This is a genomic window from Lentilactobacillus diolivorans DSM 14421, assembly GCF_001434255.1.
GTDB lineage: Bacteria > Bacillota > Bacilli > Lactobacillales > Lactobacillaceae > Lentilactobacillus > Lentilactobacillus diolivorans.
The window spans coordinates 103,869-127,846 of record NZ_AZEY01000108.1 but is presented as its reverse complement, the minus strand read 5'-3'; the positions used below and the strand labels follow the sequence as shown (position 1 = coordinate 127,846).

Below are 23,978 nucleotides of genomic sequence, written 5' to 3'. Positions count from 1 at the left end.
CCAATTTAGTTTTATAGGACTAGTATAACTGATATTCAGATCGTTAAATTTCCTTGGATACAAGTCACCGCATGACCGCCAACTAATACCTGACCATCGGCAGAAAAGCGGATTTCAATGCGGCCGTCACGTCCCAGACACGCGCCTTGATTCGCAAGATAAGTTGCCCGGTTCAAAAGATGATGGCGTTTAACCAGAATTGCCACGCAACCATTTCCGCTTCCACAAACCGGATCTTCATCAACGCCTTCAGTCGGCGCAAATGATCGGACTTCCATATCGGTTGGTTCAGAATCGGATGTCAGCCCGAAGACCGTCACGCCGGTTACTCCCGCTGGAATGAGTGGCTTTAGTTTTGAATTATCGACCTTAAGTCGCAATACCTCACTGGCATCGGTCAGCTGTAGCGTGAACCAGGTCGCGCCAACATCAACAATGGCATTAATCCTAATGTGGCTGGTGGGAATCCCCAACGAGTCAGCTAAACCACTCAGTTGTTTCTCAGAAATTGTGTCGATTTTTGGGGTGGGCATCGTTAAAAACCGTTGATTACCATCCAAATATATTTTAATTAATCCTTCCCCACACTCTTGAACCAAGTAATTAGCATGTTTCTGTCGAATGCCGTGTTTTAGCACTGCCTCAGCTGAGCCAATCGTTGGGTGTCCGGCAAAAGGCAACTCGCTGGCAGGCGTGAAAATTCGTAAACGATAATCAGCTTCTGGATTTGTTGGCCGACAGACAAAGGTTGTCTCTGACAGGTGAGTCCAGTTGGCAATGGTTTGCATTTCACGATCACGCAATCCATTACCGTCTAAAATAACCGCAACGGGATTCCCCTTGAATGGTTTTTGGGTAAAAACATCTACTTGCTGAAATGGGATTTGTTGACTCATTGTTTCGCCCTCTCTTAATCTCTATTTGATAATGAGTATAATCACTCGGGTGTTTAAAATAAACCGTTTCTTAGGAAAATGTCCTGCAAAAATTCTGAAAATGATTACTCAAACAATTGTTATTAAACCAGGAAACGTGTGAAAACGAGCAGATCTCGGCCATATAGCCTGCTTAACTCTATATTCTAAAACCTGGAACGGTTTGTTTTGGCTACTTCACCAAAACGTGTGAAAACGAGCAGATCTCGGCCATATAGCCTGCTTAACTCTATATTCCAAAACCTGGAACGGTTTTGTTTTGGCTGCTTCGCCAAAACGTGTGAAAACGAGCAGATCTCGGCCATATCGCCTGCTTAACCCCATATTCCAAAACCTGGAATATGGGGTTAAGCAGGCGATATTCTGAGATCTAAGCGCTCGTTTTCACACTCTATTTTAATTTTCTTATTTACTTTTCATCTGACATCTGATAAGATACCATCAACTTAGAAAAAGAGGGACTTAATTATGAAAACCAATACTACTTTTAACGCAAATACCATTATTGTCCGCGTCGTCGTCATTATTTAGACCGCGGGCACACTTTTGCATGCCCGCAAGACGCGGGCAGGATTGGTTTTTTAAGCCAAGAACTGTCAATTCAGTTCTTGGCTTTTTTTATCCTCAACTAGCTTGAAAGGTGGTGATTTTTGGAAAATTGATATTGCTATTATTTATATGATTGATTAGTTACCCCGTTTTTGGCAGTTTATTATGATTGATTTTGAATTGCCGCCGAGTGAAATTATTGTTGCTTATTACTTAGATGAAAACGTGGGACAGAGAAGGCAGCTCCCGGCCGTGTAGGCAAATGATTCAAACATTCCAAAACCGGAATATTCGAATCATTCGCCTACACTCTGGGAGCTAACCGCCCTCTGCCCCACTCTACGAAAGAGAGCTGACCTACATGGAAGAAACACCACAAACATACAGTCCCACAGCCAAATCCACCGCTACCCTTCAACGAGACCCCGTTAAAACTGTTATTTTGGCCTCAATGATTGGGACAGCCATTGAATTCTTTGATTTCTACGCTTACGGTACCGCCGCAGCTACATACTTTCCCAACGTCTTTTTCCCATCTGTCACACCTACCATCGCCATGATACTAAGCCTATTAACCTTCGGGGTTGCCTTCATTGCCCGGCCACTTGGCTCACTGCTATTTGGTCACTTCGGTGATAAACTTGGCCGAAAACGCGCGCTTGTTGTGTCCTTATTGCTAATGGGGGTTTCCACCGTTTTAATCGGAGTTTTACCTGGTTACAAGACCCTTGGGATCACCGCTATCCTGCTCCTTTGTTTAGCCCGGTTCATTCAAGGAATTGGACTAGGCGGCGAATGGTCCGGCGCTGTTCTGGTTGCCACTGAAAACGCGCCAAAGGGCAAACGGGCCCTATACGGTGCCTTCCCAGAACTTGGTGCGCCAATCGGCTTCTTTTTGAGCAATGGTTTGTTCTTTATCTTAGAATCAATGTTAACGCCAGCTCAAATGGCTTCATTTGGTTGGCGAGTTCCATTCCTTGCCTCAGCCGTTTTGGTTATCGTTGGCCTCTGGGTTCGTCGAAAGATGCAGGAAACACCATTATTCCGATTAGCTCAACAGAAGAATACCGTTGAAAAAGCACCCCTCGTTGAAGTTTTCCGGAAGAGCTGGCGTCAAGTACTCCAAGGTACTTTAACCATGGGCGTTTCCTACACGTTCTTTTTCCTACTATCAACCTGGTCATTAAGTTACGCAACAACCGCACTTGGATTTAATAACAAAGAATGGTTGTTACTCCTAATGGCAGCCATCGTTGTCTTTGCAGCAATGATTCTTTACTCATCAATCTTAGCTGATAAAGTTGGCCGTAAAAAAGTACTCATTACCGGGACGATCCTAATCATTGTTTTCGCCACGATCTTTCCGTTCTTCTTCCAAGGGCAACACAACTTACTTGGAAGCCTGTTCTTCCTATTCGTTGGCTTCCTAACAATGGGGGTTATCTACGGACCCATCGGCGCATTGCTGCCAGAACTATTTCCAACCAGTACCCGTTACTCCGGTGCCGGTATCGCTTATAACATGTCCGCCATTGTTGGTGCGGCATTTGCGCCAACTATCGCGTCATTTCTTGTTGATAAATGGGGCATTCATGCCGTTGGAATTTATCTTGCCATCATGTCGACCGTTTCATTGATCGCACTGCTGACAACCAAGGAAACCAAGTCAATTGACTATACGAAATAGCGATCAGTAACTAGTTGGAACAATCTAATAAACTTCATGATCACCAAATAAAATAAGTCGAAAACTCCTTAATTCCAATCCTGTAAGTTAAACGCCTACGTTGATTGGACTCAAACTTAAGAAGTTTTCGGCTTATTTATTTTCTAATTCTGATCTGATAGGTTTAGAGTTCATCGGAATAAATCAAACCATCGATGACTAAACTTAGTCTGATAAACAAAATTTCCTTTAACCAAAATTCGCTTTGATTCACCAATACTGGCTGTCAAACAAGTCATTAACGTGAGGTTTCTTTTATGCGGCATTGCTTTAAGATACCCAACCTGATACTTACTGATTACCTTTTTTGACTGAACCTGATAAACGTAAACGCATTTGTTGTTCGTCAAGTAAACACGCTGTCCCCGTTGGACACGGGCCAAAGGCGAAAATAATATTTGAGGATCTGCCATGTGGTGACCCGCAAGTGCATAATTTCCTCCGCCCATCTGCTCATTTGCTCGCATTGTGCCAGCGCCCTTAAGAAGATTTTCATTATTTAGACCGTCATATATTGGCAATTTCAATCGCACCGACGGAATGGCAATTTCCCCAATTCCAGCCGTATTTGACTGCCAAGCTTTAAGTGTATTCTCCCAATTAACCGGTTTAACACTCGAAAAATCAAAATTCGAACCATTTTTTTGCTATGGTTACCCCTGAAATGGATTGTTTGTGCGATATCTATCCGACCCATTCTGGTAATCAACAGGCTCTTTAACGGTTCATTAATCACCAGTAAGAATCCCAACACGCCCAAAGTACTCATGCAAATTGTTGCCCATTTACGAGGCGTCATCTGTTTTTAAACCGTCTCAAAACAAATGTCCCACAAGCAAGGAGTAAAACAAAGCCAATCAGCATCAAATAATTGGGAGATTCGCCCGTTTGTGGTAAAACACTAGAAGTCCGTGTTGGTGTTTGATTAGTCGCGCCATCCGTTGATGGGGAACCAGCCGCAGATTGGCTTGAATTTCCCGCTATTGCTGGTACCTGATTTTGACTACTGCTGCTTGCGGATTTAGTTGCTGAATCACCAGAAGACATTGAGTTGTCACCATTTCGATTGTTGATAACGGTACCCACACTATTACCACCATTGTTAGCACTACTCTGATTCGTGTTAACTGTTGATCCGCAAGTCGAGCCAGATGTTGATTGACCGCAACCGGGATTTAACGGATAAACCGTCTGAGGTGTTACTGGACAAACCGGTTTTGTTGGCGTCGAATTGGTTGGTTTATTTTGAACTGTAACCGTACTAGCTTGGCTTTGAGCAATTGCAACCGTAACTGGATACTGAACATCATTATTCAACTGATAACCCATTGGCGCTTTAGTTTCAACGAAATAGTAGTCACCAGGTTGCAAATTATCAACTGTAATCAGACCATTTGAATCAGTTATTAGGCCTGTCTTAATAACTGTTGAAACAGGTCCTTGACGTCGATAAAGATCGAAAACGGCTCCGGACAATGGTTGATGAGTGCTTTGATCAGTTTTGATTAGTTTAACAGATCCAGGCGTTTCCTCATCACTAGCGGTTAATGTCACTGGTTCAGTTTGGGAACCAATTTTGATAGTAAACGATAACTGGCGATTGTTTAATTGATATCCAGCAGGTGCTTTGGTTTCAACAAAGTAATAACTGCCCGGCATTAAGTTGTCGTAAAGAATTTGTCCTTGATTATTCGTTACCAAATCATTTTTAACCAAGGTGCCATCTTGCTTATATAAAGCAAAGCTTGCCCCTGATAAAGCCTGATTAGTCTGTTTATCAACTTTGGTCAGTTGAACAGATCCAGGTGTTTGACTATCGGTCACATTAACAGCTGCAGGAGCCTGCTGATTAAACTCGACTGTAACTGGATATTGTTGATCTTTATCGAGTTGATAGCCATCTGGTGCTTTGGTTTCAACAAAATAGTAGTCTCCCGGTGCTAAATCACTAACCGTTAATTGACCATTGGCATTTGTTATCAAGCCTTGTTTAACAATCGAGCCATCCTGACTGTATAAATCAAATTCAGCATTAGCCAACTTTTGCTTGGTTTGCTGATCAGTCTTTGTTAAAACAACTGAACCAGTGGCTTCGCTATCGTTAACGGTAACTTTGGCAGCCGTCGTTTGATTAAATATGATTTTAAAAGGATACTGCTGATCTTTGTTTAATTGATAACCAGCTGGTGCTTGGGTCTCAACAAAATAGTAATCACCAGGTTGGAGACCACTAACTGTTATTTGACCGTTACTATCCGTTTTCAAATTAGATTGAACCAATTTAGCAACTGAATTTTGTTGTTGATATAGATCAAACGTTGCATCACCAAGCGCTTTACCGGTATTGGTGTCTTGCTTGATTAATTGAACTGATCCTGGTGTCTTTTCATCAGTCGCAGTGACAGATACTGATTGAGTTTGTTGACCAACTGCAACGGTAAATGAATACTGATGGTTATCCAATTGATAACCAACTGGTGCCTGTGTTTCAACAAAATAGTAATCGCCGGGCTTTAAATTGTCATACGAAATCCTACCCAAACTATCCGTTACCAGACCGGCTTTAATTAATGTCCCATCTTTTTGGAACAATGAGAAGGTTGCGCTAGCTAGCTTTTGTCCATCATCACGATCAACTTTGGTTAACGTAACTGCCCCAGCTTTTTCCGAATTGGTAACAGCAACTGTTTGATTAATATGGCTGCCATCAATCGCGAATGCGTATGTTTTATTCTTATCAAAGTTGTACCCATCTGGAGCGTCAGTCTCAACTAAATAATAACTACCGGCATTTAAACCAGTATATGTCACTTGACCATCTTGATTAGTCGTTAAACCTGACTTAATTAACGTCCCGTTTTCTTGGTATAGTGAGAATACAGCTCCTTGCAAAGGCTGATTGGTGTCAAAATCCGTTTTAGTAACAGTGACGCTCCCTTTCTCATTTGGAACAGTATCATTGATGGTATTAGTATTATCTTGACTGCTGGTAATGGTGACTTTTTTACCTTGAGCGTATTCAGTTGGAATAACATAGCCATCGGCTGCCTTGGTTTCAAAGAGCAAATAGTCGCCAGATTTTAAATTTTGCCAATTAAGTTTACCGTCTTTATCGGTCGTTCCGCTTCTTAACAATTGTCCTTTTTGTCCATTATTATCGGCATATAATTCAAAGCTAACCCCCGAAATGGAACTTTTAGTCGATTGATCAACTTTAGTAATCGTCAAATTTGAATTTTTGCCAGTTGCTGATCCACCGCTATTAACAACTTTAGTTTGTGTCGTTTTACTCTGAGTTACGGTTTTTTCACCGTTTCCAGTTACAGTAACTGCATTCGTTAAAGTATCATTTGCCAAAGATGAATTAATGAGCGCCTTATAGTGAATGGCATAAGCAGAGGTAATCGGATTCTTAAAATCAATTTTTAATGCCTGTTTGCCAGCATTGTCCGTCGTCAAATCAACGTTATAATCGGAGCCGGCCTTTAAAGGATTGGCAGTATCTTCAGTGAAACTGCCATTTTGAGCAACCTTGGTTGGATAAATGATAATCGTTGAGGGATCAATAATTTGATTATCTGATGGCGTATCATTAACGGTCACATCTTTTAAACTGGACTGTTCCTTATTAACCCAAATATTCCACAACGCATATGATGCATCTGTTGGATCTTGTTGCCCACTCTTTTCAGCCAGATTACCACTATTAGGCACTGTTACTGCTGCTGTTAGTTGACTACTTTGATCGTTGTTTTGATACGTTGCTGTGTTGTTGTAAGTTTCTTGATCAATTACTTTACCAGCTAAACTTGTTTGATAGGTTAATACATATGCTTTAGTGCTATTATCCGGTAATTTGGCCGTTAATCGTTGGTTTTGAGAATCATAACCGATATTAGCATTATCAACTTCAGCTCCTGGTTTATAGGAACCATCCGAATTGATCGTTGCCTCAGTTAATTTTGCACTCTTAGCAACATAATCTTGATCACCTTGAATATTATCAACAATTTGGGCATCTTTTAATGTTCGTTGATTATAATTGGCAACAACCGTCCAAGTAATGGTCTTATCGACTGGATTATAGCTGCCTGATTTACTACCATCATTTGGAAATTCAACCTTAGGTGTAAAATCAGCTTGCGCATTATTGGTATGGGGTGAACCTGATTAGTCCGTCCAAGTTGCCTTTGCTTGATTGGTCCATTTCAAAGAATGTGCCAATTTAGACGTATCAAAACTCGTCTTGTAAGCTAAAACAAGCCAATCTTTAGCGTGTTTTTTCAAATTACCCAACAATGTTACTTTAAAACCGGTAGATGTTGGCACCACCTGATAATCTGTGCCATTAACCAATTCCTTTCCTGTGTCTTTATCGGTTAATCCAAACGACTTGGTATCAACGGTCAATCCATCTGGAACCGAATCAGTCATGGACCAATCTGACATGTCTTGGCGAGCCATATTAATATCTAAGTGCCACTGAACCGTTTTGGCATTGTAATCAACGCTCGCAATTGATTTTGACAATCCTTGTTGGTTAACTTGTTGATCACCGGCAGACACAGTTTGGCCGTTGCTGGAAGCAGTATTGCTAATTGTATCCTGATCATCATTTGGACCCGTCAACTGAGACTGATAGGCAACTTTTACGCCTCGATCAAGCCCTTTTGGAAATGTAATAATCATCTGAGTTTTATCATCATTGTAGGTGATTTTATATTGATCGTCAGTAACCGTTGTCCCATCTTCATAAGTTAATTTAGGATCACCACTAAACACTTGGCCTTTAGACAATGTATCCGTTAATTGAGTGTTAGTCGAAAGTGATTTCTCACCAAAGTTATAATTAACATGCCAATTATATTTTTGACTACCATTATTATCTTGACCATCAAATTTTTTCTCTAAGAATTTCCCATAATTGACGGTTACTGAAGCATTGGCGGAATAATCCTGTCCATTATTGCTAAGAGTTGCTGTATTATCAAATTTAACCGGTCCACCAGCATCTGGAACGGCACTACTATCAATATCCGTTGTGTATTCGATCTTAAAAGCTTGATTTGTTTCAGCATATTTGCCAATTAGCTGCACCGTGCCATCTTTGTCAACCGTATAATCAGTGCCAGCAATCAAAGGATCCCCAGTGGAGATAACGGCACCTTTTAAGTTAACTGATACCGGATAAACCACTGTTTTGTCCAAAGTAGTCCCCTTAGGCATCGGGTCCTTTATTTGTGCATCCTTCAATGCATTTGTATCAGTGTTAACTAAGACATCCCAAGTAATTTGTTTATTATCCTTGGACACCGTCCCCGTTTTAGCGATATCGTTTCCACCCGTCGGATTAACAATAATGCTGGTCGTTTTAACCCCATCTGTCGTCGGAATATCAATTGTTTGGCTGCCAGCGGTTGTTTTAGAATCTATTTTCTGGGTGTACGTAAATTCACCGCTAATCGTATCGTGATTTTCAACATTACTATTAAACGTGAACGTCACTTTACCATCTGCTGTGATACTATAAGTTCCATAATCCCCAAGTTGACCAGTTCTTGCGCTGTATGTAATATTCTTAGGCAGCTGAAAAGTATAATAATCACCACTCTTCAATTGGTAGTTATTCTTTAGCTTATTTGGAATTGACCAATCATAATGTAACGAAATATTAGTATCAGGCGTAATCTGATTTGAATTCGACGGCTGATTGTTCTGATCAGTAAATGAAACATCCGCATTATCAATAATGCTATGGTTGGCAGAATCCGGTAAAACAGTGCTAATATCTGTCGTATCTGCCCCGTATGCTGTTACTTGAAAAAATGGTGTAATTAGTTGAAATGCTAATATCATCGTCATTAGAACAGTGTAAATTCGCTTCAAGAAGTTTTCTCTTTGCATCTTTTTCTCATCCCTTCAATAATTGCTTTCGATTAACGATCAATCTTAATGCCCCTCTAAGGTTCACATGTGCAATTATTGATGCGCGCAACATAGTATGTCAATTCAGTTCGAATACATCAGAAAAAAATGTAAAAATTGTCATTAAAATGACACGTTTTATATTTTTGTAGCCAAAACATTTATGGAAAAGCCCTTTTATGTTATAAATTAATTAAACAGGGGCCATAATTACTATCATAAAAAAGGTAATCGGTTATGCTTAATTTTTTCGATCACCATTTATTGAAAAAAGTATGAATTTTCTGTGAATTTCATATTCTAATAACGAGCACAAAACGGGACTGGACAAAATTATTTTTGTCCAGTCCCGTTTTGTGTCATCATGATTATTACCAAGTGAAAACGTACGCCAAAAGACAACTTCCTACCGCATAACCGAATTATCCAAATATTCAGGCTCAGAATATCTCGTTGAACTTTTTACTTGGTTGAAACGTGGACCAGCAAGCAGGCCCCGGCCATATAAGCCCCCTAACTTAATATTCCAAAATCAGGAATATCAAGTTAGGGGGCTTATATTCTGGGGCCTAACCGCTTGCTGGTCCACTCTGTTTATTAATTATTATAAAATTCTCATTCTAATCATCTTGGGGATGCTTGTCTTTAAAGTCTTTCCAAGCAGCCAATCCCTTGTCGGTTAACCCATTAACGGAGTCACCGTCACTCTTAATATAGCCAGCTTCAATCAACGGTCGCGGATTCCCGCCGATCGCATTGTCACAGTAATCAACAAAGTGGTTGACCGGCGTCCCAGCCCCTACTCGGCCAGATTGAATGGCATTTAAAATATCAAAATCAGTTTGTGTCAGTTCCATGTTAAATAATTCCCCTTTTTTCCTAATATTATAATCGTCATCCAAATGAGAGTAAACGAAAAGGACCTTCGGCTCACAACCAACTATTCGCGATGCATTTGTTCCCACTGCTTAATTTGCGCCAATCGCTTTTTAAACCGACTCTCGTTACCCTGTTCCGTTGGTTCATAGTAAACTTGGCCAATTAGCGAATCCGGCATTGTTTGCATCGTCGTCAGCTTAGCTTTGGATTCGTGCGCATATTGATACCCCTTACCATAGCCCAACTCAGACATTAATTTGGTAGGGGCATTCCGTAGCTGCAACGGTACCGGCTCGTTAATTGAATGCTTCACATCAGCTTCAGCCTTTAAAGTGGCCTTATAAACGGCATTTGACTTGGGGGCAAGTGACAAATAAATTACCGCTTCAGTTAAATGAACATTACATTCCGGCATGCCAATAAACTGGCAAGCTTGAAAAACGTTGATTGCCACATTAAGGGCATTGGTATCTGCAAGTCCAATATCTTCACTGGCAAACCGAACCAACCGCCGGGCAATATACAACGGATCTTCACCGCCGCTTAGCATCCGTGACAGCCAATAGGTAGCGGCATCTGCGTCACTATTACGCATTGATTTATGCAGTGCCGAAATCAGATTATAGTGTTCTTCACCATTCTTATCATATAAGAAAGACTTAGTGGCCATTAATTGATGAAGATCGTCAGTTGAAACCTTTGTTTTATCGCCGGCTTTTGGACTATTGTTAACCGCCATTTCAAGTGTATTTAAGGCAACTCGGGCATCCCCATTCGCAAATTCCGCAATTTGGTGAATCGCCTCATCATCGATTTCGATGGTTTGTTTAAACCCGTCTGGATTTTTAAGCGCGTTATGAATCAATTGAATAATGTCATCGGTAGTTAATGGGTGAAGCACAAAGACTTTGCACCGCGATAACAGTGCTGAATTAATTTCAAACGAGGGATTCTCAGTAGTCGCGCCAATTAATGTGATGCTTCCCCGCTCAACAAACGGTAAAAAGGCATCTTGTTGGGCTTTATTAAATCGGTGAATCTCGTCAACAAAGACAATTGTTTTACCGCCCATATCCCGGTTGGCCTCAGCATCTTTCATCAAATTGCGAATATCTTTGATCCCGCTGGTTACCGCACTAAAGGTCACAAACTTAGCCTGGGTTTTACGGGCAATGATTTCTGCTAAAGTCGTTTTCCCAACACCGGGCGGCCCCCAAAAAATAATTGAGGGTAACTGGTCGCTTTCAATGATTTCGCGAAGCACTTTTCCCTTGCCGAGCAGCTGTTGTTGCCCAGCAAATTCCGAGAGCGTTTTGGGCCGCACCCGACTAGCTAACGGCTGATTAGCCTGCTGATTCCCGGCAAATAGCGATTCTTGTCTCAAATTGACACCTTCTTTTTCGTAATGTCTTTCAATACGAACTAACGTTCACTACACAGATAGTTTACCATTTTACTGAAAAAAATGAAATTTAACGTGTTAAACTATAATTATTTTAAATGGAAGGGAAAATGCCAAATGGTAAATCATCTTAAACTAGTGAAGTGCTCGGCACAGTAATCGCTTCTGCCAATGTGTCGAGCGAATGGCAGAGTCAACTGTGCCAATCATCCAAAATAAATTCTATCAATTTGGAGGCATAGTTATCATGAACGAAAAGCAATTAAAAAGATTTTGGAAACATGAAGAAAGAATCGGCATTCGCGGTTGGGACTTCTCCCACCTTAAGCGACGTTGGAATAATGAAAAGCTGCCTTGGGACTATCGACAGCTGGTTTTACAGTCGCTAACACCCAACAAAATGCTTTTGGATATGGGGACTGGCGGCGGTGAGCTGCTGTCGTCATTTCATCATCCTGCTCATCAGACAGCTGTAACGGAGGCATGGCAGCCAAATATTGATCTATTGCGCAAAAAATTCGAACCGATTGGAGTGACTGTTTATCCTGTTAAACAAGCGGATATGCTGCCAGTTCACAATCAATCAGTCGATATCATTACGAATAGTCATAATGCTTTTAACGCAAAATCAGTTGCCAATAAACTCAATTCAACTGGTCTATTCATCACTCAACAAGTCGGTGCCACCAACAATTTCTCACTATCACAGTTTCTAAATCCAAATTATGTGCCAGCTTTCCCAAAAAATACCTTGCTTCAAACAATCAATGCATGTCAGAAAGCGGGGTTAAAGATTCGGTTGGACAAGCAAGCTTTCCCAAAAATGACATTCTTTGATGTTGGTGCAATTGTCTATTATGCTTCAATCATTCCCTGGGAATTTCCCAACTTTTCAGTTGATAAATGTTTGCCACAACTCTTAGCTTTACAGCAAATTATTGACACACAAAAATCAATAACTACTAACGAGGATCGGTTTATTGTGATTGCCCAAAAAGCATAGGAGTTGGGGCTGGCACAACAGTAATTTTATTTCAGTCCCTTTGTGTAATCACGATTATTACCGAGTGGAAAACGTGCGCCAAAAGGCAACTTTCTGCCGCGTAACCGCCTTTCGTCCCACCCTTAGCCCACCAAGTATCTAAGACGTATAAATCCAGGATCATTTTCACCTGGATTTATACGTCTTTTCTGTTGCTAACAATCAGCTATCCATATATCAAGATAGCTCTAAATTTCACCTGTCTCATTTTACCCCTTGTATTCATTATTCAACCACTCATCGATATTTCAACCTCAAATCGATTGGACCATGCTAGGATACAATCAATAAAGGAGATGAGCACCATGATTATTCAAGCAACCGGCCTCACTAAAGCTTACCAAAGCAAAGTTGCCGTTAACCATATCGATTTAGCAGTTGAACGAGGTAGCTTAACCGCCCTACTTGGTCCAAACGGTGCGGGAAAAACAACTACAATGTCGATGTTAACCGGCTTATTAACCCCAACTGCCGGAACAATTCAAATGACTTCTGACACTAAAATCAGCATGGTATTTCAGCAAAGCATCCTTGATGATCAGCTAACCGTCAAAGAAAATATAATGATCCGTAGCCGATTTTATCAGCAGGCTGTTCACGAGATCGACGCATTAATTGAAAAGGTTGGCCTGAACGACTTTATCAATCAAAAATATAGCAGTCTCTCAGGTGGGCAACGTCGCCGGGTCGATATTGCCAGGGCTTTAATCAACCAACCCGATGTCCTTTTCCTGGATGAACCGACAACCGGTTTAGACATTCAAACCCGCTCCGCAATCTGGAATCTGCTTCATTCACTGCAACATGACACCCGTTTAACCATTATTTTGACCACCCACTACCTCGAGGAAGCCGACAACGCCGATGAGGTTTACATCATTGATCACGGCAAAGTCATTGCCAGCGGTTCGGCAGCAAAAATTAAAAACGATTACGCAACCAACCGGCTAACGATTATCACCAACGATGCCCAACAGTTAATGAAACTGATTCCAGAAAGAATTCCCCATACTCAAGATAATCAAAAGGTAATTTGTTTACCCGCAGATACACAAGCTGCTTTGAATTTATTGGAAAAATACCGACAGTATATTGTTACTTTTGACTACCAGAACGGCACAATCGACGATGCCTTTCTGAAATTAACCGGAAGGGAGATGCGTTAACATGTTCGCATTAACAAAACGAAACCTACTATTATATTTCCGTAACCACACCGGCGTTTTCTTCTCACTACTTGGCGCGATGATTTCCTTTGTCCTCTACGTTATTTTTTTAAAGGAGACAATGATTTCCAGCTGGCAGCAGGTCCCCAACTCCCGTCAGCTACTAGACTTTTGGTTGATCGGCGGTACCTTATCCGTTACTGCTATCACGACGACCCTTTCATCACTTGGCCAACTGGTTAGAGATAAAGAACGCGGGGTAATCAAAGATTTTTACTTAACTGACATCTCCAGATTCAAAATGAAAGTCAGTTACATGCTAAGTGCCGCCATTATTGGCTTCCTCATGCAGCTTATCATGTTGGCCATCATGCTGGGATACTTTGCTGCTACCGATAATTTAGTCATCCCCTGGTCAAAAACTCCCGCCGTATTGGGGTTGGCATTTTTAAGTGCACTTTTATCAGTTGTCATTAATATGCTCTTTGTCCAATTTATCAGCCGATTTGACTCACTAGGAACCATCGAATCAATTTTAGGTGCCGCAAGTGGTTTTCTGGTTGGCACTTACATTCCAATCGGCGGCCTACCCTATTTCGCCCAATTACTCATCAAATTTACTCCAGGATCTTACGTCGCCGCGCTTTATCGCCAAATCTTTATGAATGACCCTCTCACCAATGCATTTCACGGGCAACAAGGTCACTTTGAAAAAATAATGGGCGTTAAAATAGCGTGGCAGCATCTCTTAACTGGAAATCAAACCATCGAACTATTAATCGCTGCCTTCATAATTGGGATGTTGGTACTTTTACTAACCGAATTAATTAGAAGTCAAAAAAGAAACAAAGTAACTGACTTTGAATGATAGAATATAAGTAACTTTACACATATTCTCGGAGAGGTTGGCAAACCGTATGGAAATTCACTTTCACAAAAATGAACAGCTTAATGATGGCGAAATCAATGCCACAATTTCAGCCAACCATCAATCGGCGGAAGTGGACAGCATCATTGGTTATCTAAAAAATTATCATGCGAACCCGCCAACACTTATTCCGATAAAATCAGCGGATCACGTCTTATTGGTCAAACCCCAAGACATTATCCTAATCGATATTTCGGGAACCGAATTATTAATTTACACAACGGAGCAGGTCATTCCCACTAAAGGCCGACTTTACGCATTTTCGGACCGGCTCAAGAATCCCAACTTCATTCAAATTTCAAAACATGCGGTCATTAACCTGGATCACCTCTTATCATTGGAAGATAGTTTTACTGGCGGAATGACCGCAATTCTAACCGGTAACGTCAAAACCGATATCAGTCGAAAATATTTAAATGAATTGGAACATCGACTTGGTTTGTGAAAGCGAGATTAACAATGAAATTATTAATGAAAAATATGCGATATTTTGTTCGTGGCGTGACAATTGGCTCGACTCTGTACCTGCTAATCATTGCGAGTGGCTATCAATCAACACCGCCAACAGTTAAAAACATTCTAAGTGTCATGCTGATGAGCGGCCTGATTGGCTTACTCAGTCAAATATTTGAAATTGAGTCGTTATCCTATTTAGTTGTGCTAATCGGCCATTTAATCATTACGTTTACCTTAGTTTCAGCAATGATGGCATATAACGGCTGGTTGGATCAATGGCAAATGCCACAATTCTGGATGAGCTACCTATTAGAATTCGTGATTGTCTATGGACTGGCATGGGTCATCATTTACCTAACCATCAACACAAAAATTAGGCGAATTAATCAGGCATTAAAGAAACGAAATCTAGACAAAAAATAACACCAGCTGCTGAAAAAGTAATTTTCGGAAGCTGGTGTTATTTTCATGTTCATCACTAAGCGATCATATAAGCGGCAATATTAAAGACCTGTGGCAACGTCACATTCTTATCAGCGAACTTCTTATTTAAAAGCAACTGGCGAAAGTCTTCAATCGAGATGTGTTCCACATCCTTGATTGGAAAACCGGTTCCGGTATATGAACCTGTTGTCAGAGTGACAACCAATCCCTTTTTACTATCCAAACTTACAGCATAGTTTTCAAAGTAATATTGGTTATCATAGTTTCCCTTTAACTCTTTGTGAGCCATAAAATAGTTTGTAATAAAGTCGTGAAAGGCTTCCTTTGAATTTAATGCAACTTTCCATTGTTCTTTAGTAGCAGTCATTTCAAAAACTTCCTTTCTTTATTTCACATTGACGAATTGGACTTGTTGAGCTCGTTTTTTGTAAATGAGATCTTTATTCCACTTGTCAATTTTCATTTTAAACAGAATTTCTAATCGTGCAAGTGAAAAAGCAATTGAAAGCGTTGACATTACAACATTTATTCAACATTCTTTGTGAAAACGATTTCGTGTTTTTCTGCACTTTGACCCAAAATAAGTTATTTCATCACCTATTTCAATCATTAAATGTTACAAAAATGTTTCAAAAGACTTCTCAGCAAGTTTAACATTATTGATTTAATAACCCTAAGCGCTGATATGTCAATATTTGCGGCTCAAATCACTAATATAATTGGAAAGTCAAAAATGTAACGAGCTTGTTACAAACCAAAGCAAAAAACATGGTATGGTATAGGTGTCTTAAGAATTTCTTAATAATATAACGAGTTTGGGGAGATGATTTTTAATGAAGATAAAGAAACAAGTCGCTGTCGGTTTGTTTTCAATGGCTAGCATTTTTACATTAAGCCAAGTTGCCGCGAGTGCTGATACCAAAGTAACTGTCAAGTCTGGTGATACGCTTTATCGAATCGCCACCAAGTACCATACGACTGTTAGCACACTTGCCAAAGCAAATCATCTAAAGGATATCAATACAATTGTAACGGGGTCACAATTAACAGTTCCAAGCAAGACAAGTTTAACTTCTTCATCAAGCACCAAAGCTAAAAAATACACAACAGGGAAAACTTATACTGGGGTCAAGAAACAAACAACCAGTACATATGTTAGTCCAAGCACCAAAAATAAAAATCAGAGCAGTACGAAGTCTGTTAAAAAGGCAGCTACCAAGTCAACATTTACCAGCTCAATTAAGACTGCCGGCACCACTGCCAATACCACTGGTGTTGTCGGTTTAGCGCAACAACTGACGACTCAAAGTATCCCTTATCAATGGGGTGGCACAACCACCAAAGGATTTGATTGCTCTGGGTTAGTTCAATACGTCTATAAGCAAAATGGCGTTTCACTACCACGAACTGCCGAAGCTCAAGCTGAAGCAACGACTTACGAGTCAGTTTCAGACGCCCAACCAGGTGATCTCTTGTTCTGGGGAAGCAAGGGTGGCGTTTATCACAGTGCTATTTATATTGGCAACAACCAATACGTAAATGCACCGGAACCTGGTAAGACAGTTCAAACACAAACAATTTCACCATACTTTGCACCAAGTTTTGCTGGTGAAGTTAGTTAACAATTGAAAATTATTCCATGGCATCTATCTAATCGGGGGTAGGTGTTTTTTCTTATCTAAACAGACTAAAAACACCAAATACTGTTAATTAACAGGACTTGATGCCTTCTAATTTGAATTTCGTTTAAGCTTTCTGCCACTAATTAATCTTTGGCATGTTTCCAGTGAAAGATAAACAAACCAATTGACGCAATTAACATGATCCCACTAGAGAACATCTCTTGATAAACATACGCCAACCCGTTATTATCCGGCCAGATCAGTTCAGCAATGTTGTCTAGAAACACCCAGCTGGTAATTAAGATAATCACTAAACAGATTAGACAGGCGACATACATATACAACGTTCTTATCCAAGAACTTTTCACTAAGACACCTTCCCTACCCTACGGTAAATCTAGGTATGACTAGCGTATGACAAAACACGTGGGATTGCAAAATCGGCTTGACGGGGTTAAGCACCATTGCTACTTTGCTAAAACGCGCAAAAGAAACGCAACTTCCGGCCATATATGGGATTGAGATTTATATTTCTTTTTGTGAATCACCATTTCTGCTTTGCTAAAACGCGCAAAAAAGCCGCGGCTTCCGGCCATATATGGGATTGAAATTTATATTTCTTTTTGCGAATCACCAGTGTTACTTTGCTAAAACGCGCAAAAAGCCGCAGCGCCCGGCCATATAAGAGACTTGGGTCCATATTCCAGAACCAGGAATATGGACCCAAGTCTCTTATATTCTGGGCGCTAACCGCGGCTTTTTGCGCTCTCTAATTCTTCTCCAACTCATCCAACGCATTTTCAAGCTGCGCCTTGCTTGCGTCATCCAGATCCGGGTACTTCAACGGTAATTCCTTCATTCTTCGATCAATAATATCCGAGACACATAATCTTGAATACCACTTATCATCTGATGGAATCACATACCATGGATTTTGCTTTGATGCTGTATTCTTAATTGCCTTTTCGTAAGCTGCTTGATAATCATCCCAGTACTGACGCTCCTTAATGTCAGCTGCCGAGAACTTCCAATTGTGATCCGGCATTTCAATCCGCCGCTTGAACCGATTCTTCTGCTCATCCTTCGACATATGCAAGAAGAATTTCAAGACCATAAATCCATTTCTTTGCATATAATCTTCCAAAAAATTGATATCCTTGTACCGATCTGCGAAGAAATCATCGTTTACCTGGTCCAACTTTGAATAGTCACCAATATGCGCGTTCAAAATCAGCTGCGGGTGAACCTTGCTAACCAAGACATCTTCATAATATGACCGATTAAAAATACCAATCATTCCCCGAGCTGGCATGTGGCGCCGAATCCGCCAAAGATAATCATGGTTCAATTCAATTGACGTTGGCACCTTAAAACTAGTGACTTCACATCCTTGGGGATTGACCCCACTCAAAATGTGGCGGATCATACTGTCCTTACCGGAACCATCCATCCCTTGAAAAACGATCAACATCCCAAAGCGGTTCTGGGCATACAATTTACCCTGCAAATCCTGCAAAGTACTAATATTACTTTCAATTCTTGCTTTGATATCCGTCTTGCTTAAATCTTCATCAGTTGCAGCGGTCGGCCGTTTACTTAGTTTAAATTTATCATCACCGTTATAGCGAAATGATTTTTCACGATCAAATATTTTTTTATCATCCAAAATAAAAACCTCCTTGCCTATCACTTTAAAGATAGCACAGGGAAGCTCATGTAGTGTCAATCATGTTTACTTTTCGACCAATTTACGACATCAGAGTCGAAATTAACGGTCACCCTTAGCCAATTCATCAACTGGTGTTTTAAAATACGTCGGCTCCCCTAACTGATATTTAATCCCATTTCTTCTCAGAATTTTGGCAAGCGTCACTGCATACACATCACTATTAAAGCTCTGCGACATGTCTACGAAGATTTTACCGTTTGTCGCCAACATCTCGATTGATAGTCCGTTTGTGCCACTCATATAAGTGTGCATTTCATCAATATACGACTCATATTTTCCTAGTTTAGTTTGGCCTGAATAGCTAAGCACAAATGTATTAAGTAAAACATGATCAATAAACGCCATCATCTTTTGTTTTTCAGTAAACGTTGATAAATTATCTAAATGCTTAAATAAACAGGCCATCTTGTTAGCTTCAACTCTTAAACTTTTCTGCGCCTTATGTGCCCTAATTAAGCTTCGAAAATGGGTTGCTGCTTCTGTAAATTGGTCATCGGTCAAAACCTCAGTATTAATTGGCAATGCCACACTTCCCACGCAATTTCGAAAAGTATGCTCATTCATAATGCCGGATCGTAAATCGCTTGCCATATTGGTGACAATTGGATCGGAAATATCGGGGTAGATTTGTTGAATAGCCTGACTAACCATAATTGAAACGGCAATGGCCGGTGTCGCATCGTGTGCCTTGGCATATTTCATAAAACTAGCCTGATCAATAACCAGTTCATGACGATAGCTTCGATCATTCAAATGATATTTCGTCTCAATCAATTGATGACCATGATGATCAATTTCCGGAATGTCAGCAGAATTGGCGTTCACTGGTGGTAAATATTCAAATGGTTCACCAATTTCATCTGGTTCCATCGGATCGTCATCTAAATTAATACCTGGAATTTCTGGAAACTGCTGATTCTTAATAGAAAAATAATCATACAATAACGTGTTAACAAACGGCATGATGCCACGGCCGTCCGCCAAAGCATGATGGTATGAAACAAATAAACGTTGCTGATCAAAGGTGACATCGACCAAATGAAAATTGGTCTCCGGACCGCCCAGTCGCCGCAATTCTTCAGTTTGAGTAACCACCATTGGCAGCTTGTTATAGGCTAAAAAATAGCTGCTGTTTTTTAGAACCATCTTACTGGTTAAATACGGGTAACGCTTAAGCGCGTGATTTAAAGCTTGCTGAAGAATTGATTGATCAATGGGTTCCGTTAGTCGAATATCAATTACCATACTGTGAGCACCCTGCTTACCATATAAAAAAGATTGACCGGAAGTTAGTTTATCAACCTTAGTAAGTGCTGCAAGATAAACTTTTCCATTAACTGTTTTAAAAATATCTTGGTAGGTTGCGTCAATAGTTGTCATTGTCATAATTTGCACTCCTTTAAATTTGTCAGTTAGCTCGTTGTTTGAGATTGCACTAACTTTACAAAAGAAGTGTTAAGCCGTTGTTTATAAAATGTTTGAGAAATGTTAATTGGTAAACAACATCAATAAATCCATTGTGTTAGATCGAACAATAGGCCCATAATGGTATCAATTCTTACAGTAAGGGAGTTTGATTTATATATGGCGAATATTTTAGTTGTCGAGGACGATCCTCAGTTCAACCAAATCGGTTGCATCTATTTGAATAACCACGGTCAATCAGCTCAAGGGGTCTTAAGTGTGCAAGACGCTTATGACAAGATGTATAACCAATTGTTCGATCTCATTATCTCAGATATCATGATGCCAAACATTGATGGATTTGAGTTTGCCAAAAATGTCCGTGAAATCAATCCAGGAATCCCAATTCTGTTTGTCACCGCGCGCGACGACATTCAATCCAAACGACGTGGCTATGAATCTGGGATTGACGATTACATGGTCAAACCAATTGACATGGAAGAACTGCTAATGCGGGTGACTGCCCTGTTAAAGCGAGCAAATATTGCTAATGATCGCCAGCTAAGCATTGATAATCTGGTAATGAATGCGGATTCAATGAGTGTTGTTATTGGCCAACAAGATATTCCAATGACTGTTCGTGAATTTAATATTCTATTCAAACTGCTCTCTTACCCAAATAAAACGTTCTCGCGATCACAATTATTAGACGAGTTTTGGGGAATTGACAGCACAACTAGTTTACGAGCTGTGGATGTGTATATCATAAAGATTAGAACTAAGTTTGCAACTTTTGATGCATTCAAAATTGTAACTGTCCACGGATTAGGATATAAGGTGGTCTTAAAATGAGAAAGCAGCGAAACATTTCAATTGCTGGATATTTGGGTACCTTCGTCATTTTTGTTTTCTTCGCAACATTACCAATATTCTTATATGGAAACAATTCCCGTAATATTGGCAGCAGCTACCTTAAATGGTACGTTTTATACTGGATTGTAGTGTCAGCAATCTTTATCGGAATCATTGCTTATCAAAAACACATTTCATTTGATGTTCCGCTTGCTCGATTAAGCAAAGCTGCCAAATCAGTTACCAAGGGTGATTTTTCAATTTATTTACAACCAATTCATTCATCTAAAAATCCCACTGAGATTGATAATTTGTTTGAAGATTTCAATACAATGGTAGCCGAACTAGGATCCACCGAAACCTTAAAGAACGACTTTATTGCAAACGTTTCTCATGAATTTAAAGCTCCGCTGGCCGTTATCAAAAGCTACGCAAATGCGCTTCAAAACAATTCAAACAACTCCCATCCGCAGACTGATCAATATATCCAAATAATTATTGATGAAACTGACAAAATGGCCACCTTAATCACTAATGTTCTAAAGTTAAACAAAATTGAAAATCAAGCAATTCATCCAACAATGTCAACTTATAACGTCAGTCGTCAACTCGTTGAGACAACATTGACGTTTGAATCCATATGGGAAGCCGGCCAGATTTCACTCAAAGTTGATATTCCAGATAATCTGCAGGTGACAGCAGATACCGAGATGATGAACATTGTTTGGCAGAATCTGTTGAGCAATGCTTTTAAATTCACTTTGGCAGGTCAAAGTGTCTCAATTAAAGCTAAAATCGTAGCTGACGGGATTGAAGTTTCGATAGCCGATACTGGTGAGGGAATGGATCAAGACACAATCAACCGAATCTTCGATAAATTTTATCAGGGGGATACCTCACATTCTCAAAGTGGAAATGGATTAGGATTAGCGCTCGTTAATCGAATTGTTAGATTAATGAACGGCACGATTAGTGTTGAAAGCCAGGTCGGCCACGGCAGCAAATTTACCGTTTGGCTGCCCGACAATAACTCGGATCATTAGTTTCTAATAAAGACACCTTCTTTAATAATTAACATTTTTCAAACAACAAATCAAATTCTTTCCGGTAATATGGAACTACAAGCTGCAACCTATTTTTTATAGGTTGTAAATCCTATACAGATTGGCGAGACTAATGATGAGTAAACATTTTATCGGCTATGAACACCGTGACATCCTAATTGATAAAAAATATGTTGATATTTACTCCGACGCTTACCCTAATTTTGGGTGGCAGATTGAACGAAAAAGTGCTGGTAAAGAACATCATGACAAGACACTACTAAAAATGAAACGTGATCGAAAGCTGATTAATCAGACTGAATTAAAACGGCTTCAGCGTAAATTTGAGTCAAAGATGGCAAATATTGAAAAACTTGAAAGATTAAAAACACTTTCACCCACAATTGTTGCAAGTATCATTGGCCTTATCGGGACTGCTTTTGTAGCCGGATCAGTTTTTGCCAATGACGCCGGATACACAATTGGGATGGTTGTTTTAGGGACAGTTGGGCTCGTTGGCTGGATTCTACCCTATCCGGTTTTTAAACACCGAATGATAAAATCAACCCATAAATACCAACCGTTAATTGATCATGAATATGATTTGGTCTATGAAATTTGTGAAAAAGCATATACCTTAAGCCGGGTTATAGACTAATTGAAAGAATCATTATTTCAGGTTATGACACCACTAGACAATAGTTTTTGGAAAGGTTTCGCTATACTTTGATTAGGTTGATTTAACCGGGTTTTGAGTTTTCAAAAACTCATTATCAAAAAGTTTATAATAAACCCCGAATTATTCATAGCTTCAAAATAGCCAATCCTTTTAACGGTTTCGTTAAAAGGATTGGCTATCTTTGACCTTAATGATCACTTTAGCGACACTTCGGCCATTCTGGGGGATAACTTAACGTGGCTTTTCTAAATTTTGGGTGCACTTTTCCCTTGGTGTTAAAGGAATCAATTTTTTAAGTTAGCTCAGCCCTCAATACGCTATTATGAGTAACCCAGAGCTTGAATCTGGGCTAGCAATTGGTAAAACAGGTTTCGATAAACATGATGGGTGCTTAATTTCAGCTGGATTTTGCGCCCGCTGCGGACGACTTTCCCAGCTATTTTAAACAGCCGTAATCGCAACATGTTAACCGACAAGTCACGCGGGCAGGCATAGGCAAAGATTAATAAGGCCCGGTTTTGATATCGGTTAACAGTCCGGCGAGATAACCCTGATGGTACTTGGTAGATAAATCAGCCACCGTTTGTGGAATGGTTAAGTGGCGAATATACCGATCGGTCAGTAAATCAGCTAATAAAGCGGTAGGTTGATCGATTTCACGCATGGCGGCCAACGTCTTCAAGCGCAGTTGGCATTCAAAATCGGCCTGCTTGGCTGCTGGGGAATTGCCGTCTCCGGTTGATTTAACCACTTGGAAAAACTGTGGTCATTTCGGTAACAGGTCTTGGATAGGTTAAAAGCATTAAAATAATGATGATTTTGATTTTAATATTCAAGTAAATAGAGCATAACCCAACAACAGGGATCTTGAAGTGTCCCACAATTGTTAGACAAGTAAGTCTAGTGATTGTGGGGCTTTTCTTGTGAAAAAAGGTGGTAGTGGATTTAGAGTGCAATGGAACATCCAGCCACAGCAATTCAGAATGCAATTATTTTTCGAGAGTATTCTAACGGATCGGTTGAGGAGCAAAATACCAAATTGAAATTTATTAAGCGTGGCATGTTTAGCCACAACTAATTTGAAAGTTTGCGTCTAAAAATACTATTACTTGAAAAAATTAGCCCAAGCACGGAAGTATGGAAAGGAGTCATTTGTAAAAAACATTTTTAAACTGCCCTTAGCACTCAGCGAAACCA

At 40.1% G+C, this 23,978-nt stretch carries 21 protein-coding genes and 2 pseudogenes; 10 read left to right on the top strand and 13 right to left on the bottom strand.

Annotated elements, in window-relative coordinates; all coding sequences use genetic code 11:
- Positions 1–35 precede the first annotated feature (35 nt).
- A complete protein-coding gene (locus FC85_RS14880; protein ID WP_057866304.1) occupies positions 36–896 on the bottom strand; it encodes a PhzF family phenazine biosynthesis protein in 861 nt (286 codons plus the stop codon).
- A gap of 949 nt (positions 897–1,845) precedes the next feature.
- Here FC85_RS14880 and FC85_RS14875 point away from each other — a divergent pair.
- Positions 1,846–3,171 (top strand): MFS transporter, encoded by a 1,326-nt coding sequence (locus FC85_RS14875; protein WP_057866303.1) that lies wholly within the window; start codon positions 1,846–1,848, stop codon positions 3,169–3,171.
- A 170-nt stretch (positions 3,172–3,341) separates the two neighbouring features.
- On the opposite strand, the gene FC85_RS14870 is transcribed toward FC85_RS14875, so the two are convergent.
- The 6 genes and pseudogenes from FC85_RS14870 to FC85_RS14845 form a co-directional block, all read right to left on the bottom strand.
- A complete protein-coding gene (locus FC85_RS14870; protein WP_225427614.1) occupies positions 3,342–3,752 on the bottom strand; it encodes a class A sortase in 411 nt (136 codons plus the stop codon).
- Positions 3,753–4,005: 253 nt separating this feature from the next.
- Positions 4,006–6,924, bottom strand: coding sequence for a SpaA isopeptide-forming pilin-related protein (locus FC85_RS14860; protein WP_057866300.1), 2,919 nt, complete (start codon positions 6,922–6,924; stop codon positions 4,006–4,008).
- 36 nt (positions 6,925–6,960) lie between these two features.
- Positions 6,961–7,305 (bottom strand): annotated as a pseudogene (locus FC85_RS16285) (collagen binding domain-containing protein); the annotation flags it as partial.
- Between the two features lie 75 nt (positions 7,306–7,380).
- Complete coding sequence (locus FC85_RS14855; protein ID WP_083485160.1) at positions 7,381–9,114, bottom strand: collagen binding domain-containing protein; 1,734 nt, start codon at positions 9,112–9,114, stop codon at positions 7,381–7,383.
- Positions 9,115–9,755: 641 nt separating this feature from the next.
- Complete coding sequence (locus FC85_RS14850; RefSeq protein ID WP_057866298.1) at positions 9,756–9,992, bottom strand: hypothetical protein; 237 nt, start codon at positions 9,990–9,992, stop codon at positions 9,756–9,758.
- An 83-nt stretch (positions 9,993–10,075) separates the two neighbouring features.
- On the bottom strand, positions 10,076–11,398 hold the full coding sequence (locus FC85_RS14845; RefSeq protein WP_057866297.1) for a replication-associated recombination protein A: 1,323 nt from the start codon (positions 11,396–11,398) through the stop codon (positions 10,076–10,078).
- Between the two features lie 265 nt (positions 11,399–11,663).
- Between FC85_RS14845 and FC85_RS14840 the strand changes: the two genes are divergently transcribed.
- From FC85_RS14840 to FC85_RS14820, 5 genes are all read left to right on the top strand, one after another.
- Positions 11,664–12,419: a class I SAM-dependent methyltransferase gene (locus FC85_RS14840; protein WP_057866296.1), complete on the top strand. Its 756-nt coding sequence runs from the start codon at positions 11,664–11,666 to the stop codon at positions 12,417–12,419.
- A 344-nt stretch (positions 12,420–12,763) separates the two neighbouring features.
- A complete protein-coding gene (locus FC85_RS14835) occupies positions 12,764–13,624 on the top strand; it encodes an ABC transporter ATP-binding protein (protein ID WP_057866295.1) in 861 nt (286 codons plus the stop codon).
- Position 13,625: 1 nt separating this feature from the next.
- Positions 13,626–14,492, top strand: coding sequence for an ABC transporter permease (locus FC85_RS14830; protein WP_057866294.1), 867 nt, complete (start codon positions 13,626–13,628; stop codon positions 14,490–14,492).
- A 49-nt stretch (positions 14,493–14,541) separates the two neighbouring features.
- Entirely contained in the window at positions 14,542–14,997 is a 456-nt protein-coding gene (locus FC85_RS14825) for a LytTR family DNA-binding domain-containing protein (protein ID WP_057866293.1), read from the top strand.
- Between the two features lie 14 nt (positions 14,998–15,011).
- The gene (locus FC85_RS14820; RefSeq protein WP_057866292.1) at positions 15,012–15,431 is read left to right on the top strand and encodes a DUF3021 domain-containing protein; all 420 of its coding nucleotides are present in this window, start codon (positions 15,012–15,014) and stop codon (positions 15,429–15,431) included.
- Positions 15,432–15,486: 55 nt separating this feature from the next.
- Here FC85_RS14820 and FC85_RS14815 read toward each other — a convergent pair whose 3' ends face one another.
- A complete protein-coding gene (locus tag FC85_RS14815; protein WP_057866291.1) occupies positions 15,487–15,819 on the bottom strand; it encodes a hypothetical protein in 333 nt (110 codons plus the stop codon).
- Positions 15,820–16,285: 466 nt separating this feature from the next.
- Here FC85_RS14815 and FC85_RS14810 point away from each other — a divergent pair, with 466 nt between their 5' ends.
- A complete protein-coding gene (locus FC85_RS14810; RefSeq protein WP_057866290.1) occupies positions 16,286–17,074 on the top strand; it encodes a C40 family peptidase in 789 nt (262 codons plus the stop codon).
- 143 nt (positions 17,075–17,217) lie between these two features.
- Here the strand turns inward: FC85_RS14810 and FC85_RS14805 are convergent, their stop codons facing one another.
- The 3 genes from FC85_RS14805 to FC85_RS14795 form a co-directional block, all read right to left on the bottom strand.
- Positions 17,218–17,442: a hypothetical protein gene (locus FC85_RS14805; RefSeq protein ID WP_147008620.1), complete on the bottom strand. Its 225-nt coding sequence runs from the start codon at positions 17,440–17,442 to the stop codon at positions 17,218–17,220.
- Positions 17,443–17,843: 401 nt separating this feature from the next.
- Entirely contained in the window at positions 17,844–18,740 is an 897-nt protein-coding gene (locus FC85_RS14800; RefSeq protein WP_057866288.1) for a polyphosphate kinase 2 family protein, read from the bottom strand.
- 102 nt (positions 18,741–18,842) lie between these two features.
- Positions 18,843–20,189, bottom strand: a complete 1,347-nt coding sequence (locus FC85_RS14795) for a condensation domain-containing protein (protein ID WP_225427637.1) — start codon at positions 20,187–20,189, stop codon at positions 18,843–18,845.
- 198 nt (positions 20,190–20,387) lie between these two features.
- Between FC85_RS14795 and FC85_RS14790 the strand changes: the two genes are divergently transcribed.
- The 3 genes from FC85_RS14790 to FC85_RS14780 all read left to right on the top strand — a co-directional run bounded on the left by FC85_RS14790 (position 20,388) and on the right by FC85_RS14780 (position 22,760).
- Entirely contained in the window at positions 20,388–21,059 is a 672-nt protein-coding gene (locus tag FC85_RS14790; protein WP_057866287.1) for a response regulator transcription factor, read from the top strand.
- Complete coding sequence (locus FC85_RS14785; protein WP_057866286.1) at positions 21,056–22,102, top strand: HAMP domain-containing sensor histidine kinase; 1,047 nt, start codon at positions 21,056–21,058, stop codon at positions 22,100–22,102. Before FC85_RS14790 ends, FC85_RS14785 begins: the two co-directional genes overlap by 4 nt.
- A gap of 133 nt (positions 22,103–22,235) precedes the next feature.
- On the top strand, positions 22,236–22,760 hold the full coding sequence (locus FC85_RS14780; RefSeq protein WP_147008619.1) for a DUF2207 domain-containing protein: 525 nt from the start codon (positions 22,236–22,238) through the stop codon (positions 22,758–22,760).
- A gap of 341 nt (positions 22,761–23,101) precedes the next feature.
- Here the strand turns inward: FC85_RS14780 and FC85_RS15590 are convergent.
- Positions 23,102–23,251 (bottom strand): annotated as a pseudogene (locus FC85_RS15590) (transposase); the annotation flags it as partial.
- A gap of 32 nt (positions 23,252–23,283) precedes the next feature.
- On the bottom strand, positions 23,284–23,532 hold the full coding sequence (locus tag FC85_RS14775) for a hypothetical protein (protein ID WP_057866284.1): 249 nt from the start codon (positions 23,530–23,532) through the stop codon (positions 23,284–23,286).
- Positions 23,533–23,978 lie beyond the last annotated feature (446 nt).

Bases quoted from the DNA above. Each gene is read 5' to 3' on its own strand.
- FC85_RS14880 (WP_057866304.1), bottom strand. From the start codon at position 896: ATGAGTCAACAAATCCCATTTCAGCAAGTAGATGTTTTTACCCAAAAA.
- FC85_RS14875 (WP_057866303.1), top strand. From the start codon at position 1,846: ATGGAAGAAACACCACAAACATACAGTCCCACAGCCAAATCCACCGCT.
- FC85_RS14855 (WP_083485160.1), bottom strand. From the start codon at position 9,114: ATGCAAAGAGAAAACTTCTTGAAGCGAATTTACACTGTTCTAATGACG.
- FC85_RS14850 (WP_057866298.1), bottom strand. From the start codon at position 9,992: ATGGAACTGACACAAACTGATTTTGATATTTTAAATGCCATTCAATCT.
- FC85_RS14840 (WP_057866296.1), top strand. From the start codon at position 11,664: ATGAACGAAAAGCAATTAAAAAGATTTTGGAAACATGAAGAAAGAATC.
- FC85_RS14835 (WP_057866295.1), top strand. From the start codon at position 12,764: ATGATTATTCAAGCAACCGGCCTCACTAAAGCTTACCAAAGCAAAGTT.
- FC85_RS14830 (WP_057866294.1), top strand. From the start codon at position 13,626: ATGTTCGCATTAACAAAACGAAACCTACTATTATATTTCCGTAACCAC.
- FC85_RS14825 (WP_057866293.1), top strand. From the start codon at position 14,542: ATGGAAATTCACTTTCACAAAAATGAACAGCTTAATGATGGCGAAATC.
- FC85_RS14820 (WP_057866292.1), top strand. From the start codon at position 15,012: ATGAAATTATTAATGAAAAATATGCGATATTTTGTTCGTGGCGTGACA.
- FC85_RS14815 (WP_057866291.1), bottom strand. From the start codon at position 15,819: ATGACTGCTACTAAAGAACAATGGAAAGTTGCATTAAATTCAAAGGAA.
- FC85_RS14810 (WP_057866290.1), top strand. From the start codon at position 16,286: ATGAAGATAAAGAAACAAGTCGCTGTCGGTTTGTTTTCAATGGCTAGC.
- FC85_RS14795 (WP_225427637.1), bottom strand. From the start codon at position 20,189: ATGACAATGACAACTATTGACGCAACCTACCAAGATATTTTTAAAACA.
- FC85_RS14790 (WP_057866287.1), top strand. From the start codon at position 20,388: ATGGCGAATATTTTAGTTGTCGAGGACGATCCTCAGTTCAACCAAATC.
- FC85_RS14785 (WP_057866286.1), top strand. From the start codon at position 21,056: ATGAGAAAGCAGCGAAACATTTCAATTGCTGGATATTTGGGTACCTTC.
- FC85_RS14780 (WP_147008619.1), top strand. From the start codon at position 22,236: ATGATGAGTAAACATTTTATCGGCTATGAACACCGTGACATCCTAATT.